The sequence below is a fragment of the Pseudomonas californiensis genome, from assembly GCF_021147775.1.
GTDB lineage: Bacteria > Pseudomonadota > Gammaproteobacteria > Pseudomonadales > Pseudomonadaceae > Aquipseudomonas > Aquipseudomonas californiensis.
In genome coordinates this window covers 1-2,881 of sequence record NZ_JAGTPK010000095.1, presented here as the reverse complement: position 1 = coordinate 2,881, position 2,881 = coordinate 1, and the positions used below count along the sequence as shown (strand labels likewise).

Sequence of the window (2,881 nt, the reverse complement as noted above, 5' to 3'; positions counted from 1 at the left end):
AGGATTACGAAGCCTTGCTGCCGTGGAACTGCGAACCTCGACTTCACAGCTAAGCGCTTTACCTATCTTTTGCCAGGTGGGGTTTATGGAGCGCTTACAGCCGACCGGTATGACGCTGGCGTTCGATATGGCGACACAGTGGGAGAGGGAATGATCGCTACACGGATTGCCGCTGACATGCGTATGGCCGTCGTAGCGACTCCCGACTATTTCTCGGTGCATGTGCCACCTGGAGAACCCCGCGATCTAGACAGTCATAACTGCATCAACATGCGATTCCCAACACATGGCGGCATCTATACTTGGGAGTTTGAAAAAGAAGGTATCACCAAGAATATTCAGGTGAGTGGGCAACTCGTCGTCAATGGCGTTTATCAAACACTTGATGCCTGTCGGAGCGGGGCAGGACTGGCTTATCTGCCGGAGACGCTTGTTCACCCGCACGTCGAGAACGGTAGCCTGATTCGAGTTCTGCACGAATGGTGTCCGCCGTTCGCAGGATTTCACCTGTATTATCCCAGTCGCCTTCAATCATCGCCAGCGTTCAGTCTACTGGTTGACGCACTGCGGTATCCTCGGCGCTCCCAAACGGATGAAAACTGAAAACCTGTCTTTCGTAACGCGTCACTTGGCATCTTTGAGCGGACGCGGCGTATCGTTCTCGTCATTGATGCTGCCTGCACAAAGCCCGTCCATCACCAAATCCATCAATCGCGACAGCCTTGACTGCCACTCTCCCCGCGAATCTATTTGCCAAATCCCGGCAATCGCCAGGAAGAAGTCATCTGTGGTAACTCCTTGGCGGATTGTGCCGGCACTTTCGTTAGCCATCAGGAGCTTTTCAGCCGCAGTCCGGATCGGCGTATACCCCGACTTTCCCGGGAACTGATGAGTCGCCGACGCCTGCTGGATTGCCTTAGCCAGCCCAGCCTTGGTCATCGCATATTCGGCCAGGCAATGCATCCATGTGCGCAGAGCCGCGCGGGGCGGCCTTGAGCCTAGTAACTCATCTGCCATTGCAGCGACGTGACTCATCTCATGCTGATATACGCCTAGCACCAGATCTTTGCACTGGAAAAATGCCTGTAGAACGTGCCTTGCCCCACTCCGGCCTTTTTGGCGATTACGCTTAAAGCGATGGTAGGGGAGAGCGTTAACTCCTCGACAGCTATCCGCAAAATGCGCTCACGGTTTCTCTTGGCATCAGCACGCATGACTAATTCGTCGTTATCGGACACAAATCTGTTCCTTTAGCACCGCAAATCGAAAAGAAGATAACACGCTTGGCAAAATCGGCCTTTTCGGTCACCGCGTGTATCACCTCCAGACATACGCGGACATAAATCTTCTCCCGGCTCGATTGCAAGACGGACAGCTGTCCGGTAAATTTCTGAAAACGGACAGTAATCCGCTTAATCGACGCTAATGAAGTTTACTATGTGCAGTGCCGATAGAAGATTTAAAACCAAGATCAGCAGTTCAGACATAACCATGGCTAAACCTTCATGGCTCGGCGGAACCGTTGAGGCAGTTGCGATCACACAGCAATCGACGGAGTTGCAGCGATGAATCTTAGCGGAAAAACGGTGCTGATTACGGGTGGATCCAGCGGCATAGGCCTCGAACTCGCGCAACGGTTTTTGAAGATGGGAAATGTCGTCATCATTACCGGACGTGATGATTCGAAGCTTCAGGCAGCACAAAATGAGTTGCCGGGTTTGCATGCCATTCGAAGCGACGTTGGACGTCCTGATGACATAGTGAAGTTGCATGAGCGAATCATGCGAGAGTTCCCGACCCTCGATATTCTGGTGAACAACGCAGGCATTATGCGAAACATCAGATTGTCTGAGCTTCGCTCGCTCGACGATGTCGGGACTGAAGTTGACGTTGACCTGAATGGCCCTATTCGAATGGTTCAACAATTTCTGCCTCACCTTCTGACTCGCCCTGAGCCAGTGATTATCAATGTCACTTCGGGCCTTGCATTCGTACCTTTTACGGCTGCCCCGATTTACAGCGCCGCAAAAGCTGGGCTGCATGCCTATACACGAGCACTGCGTGTGCAGGTCAAAAAAAGCTCACTCACTGTGGTTGAAGTTGCACCACCGAGTACCGACACGGAACTGTTTAAAAAACTGGTGAGTGATCACGACTCCAAAGGCCCACCGCCGATGCCACTCGCCAAGATGGTGGATCAGGTGATGGCAGGGATTGCGGCAGGAAAGACCGAGATTCGGCCAGGCTTGAGTCAAATGCTGAAAATACTAAGCCGAATCGCACCTGAGTTTGCTTTACGGCAGTTAGCCAAGGCTTCGGGATACTAAGAGCACGGATAGTCGGGGTGTGCCTTTGGAGCTCCGGCCGTTTGGATTTAAGGCGGGCAGGTGACTCTGCTTTTTAAACGTGAAGCGAGTAAAGCTTGATGATGACACTTTATTATTCGCCTGATACTTACTCGCTGGCAGCGCAGATTATCTTGCACGAAACAGGACTTCCGTTCACGTTGCTTGAGGTCGATCTCTGCAATCAGTCGCTGCCCGACGGTACTGACTTTCATGACATCAATCCTAAAGGATATGTTCCTCTCCTTGAGTTAGAAGGAGGCGAGCGAATCGGTGAAGTAGCGATCATTCTGACTTACCTGGCAGATCAGGTTCCTCACCTGAAGCCTGCTCCGGCACATGGAACCATGGAACGTATTCGCTTGCTGGAGACCGTCAATTTCATCGCCACCGAGATGCACAAAGCCAACAGCTTCTTGCTGAGCCCGCGTATAGATGTAAGCGTCCGCCGAAGTCATCTTGCACGACTTAGGCAGATACCCACTGATGCGGCAGCAGTTGCTCAATCTCACTCGCTCGCTGCGTCGGTAACCGCG

General features: G+C 52.4%; 2 protein-coding genes and 2 pseudogenes. 3 read left to right on the top strand and 1 reads right to left on the bottom strand.

Going from position 1 to position 2,881, the window contains the following annotated elements:
- A partial coding sequence (locus tag KDX37_RS28930; RefSeq protein WP_231656596.1) for a LysR substrate-binding domain-containing protein occupies positions 1-603 on the top strand: 603 nt, incomplete at its 5' end.
- 21 nt (positions 604-624) lie between these two features.
- Here the strand turns inward: KDX37_RS28930 and KDX37_RS28925 are convergent.
- Positions 625-1,214 (bottom strand): annotated as a pseudogene (locus tag KDX37_RS28925) (TetR/AcrR family transcriptional regulator).
- A gap of 351 nt (positions 1,215-1,565) precedes the next feature.
- Here KDX37_RS28925 and KDX37_RS28920 point away from each other — a divergent pair.
- Both KDX37_RS28920 and KDX37_RS29960 read left to right on the top strand, forming a co-directional pair.
- Positions 1,566-2,327 (top strand): SDR family oxidoreductase, encoded by a 762-nt coding sequence (locus tag KDX37_RS28920; protein ID WP_231656595.1) that lies wholly within the window; start codon positions 1,566-1,568, stop codon positions 2,325-2,327.
- Between the two features lie 98 nt (positions 2,328-2,425).
- Positions 2,426-2,650: pseudogene (locus KDX37_RS29960) on the top strand (glutathione S-transferase N-terminal domain-containing protein); the annotation flags it as partial.
- Positions 2,651-2,881: the final 231 nt, after the last annotated feature.

What these genes read in the sequence shown, in the direction of transcription:
- KDX37_RS28920 (WP_231656595.1), top strand. Translation starts at nt 1,566, where the DNA reads ATGAATCTTAGCGGAAAAACGGTGCTGATTACGGGTGGATCCAGCGGC.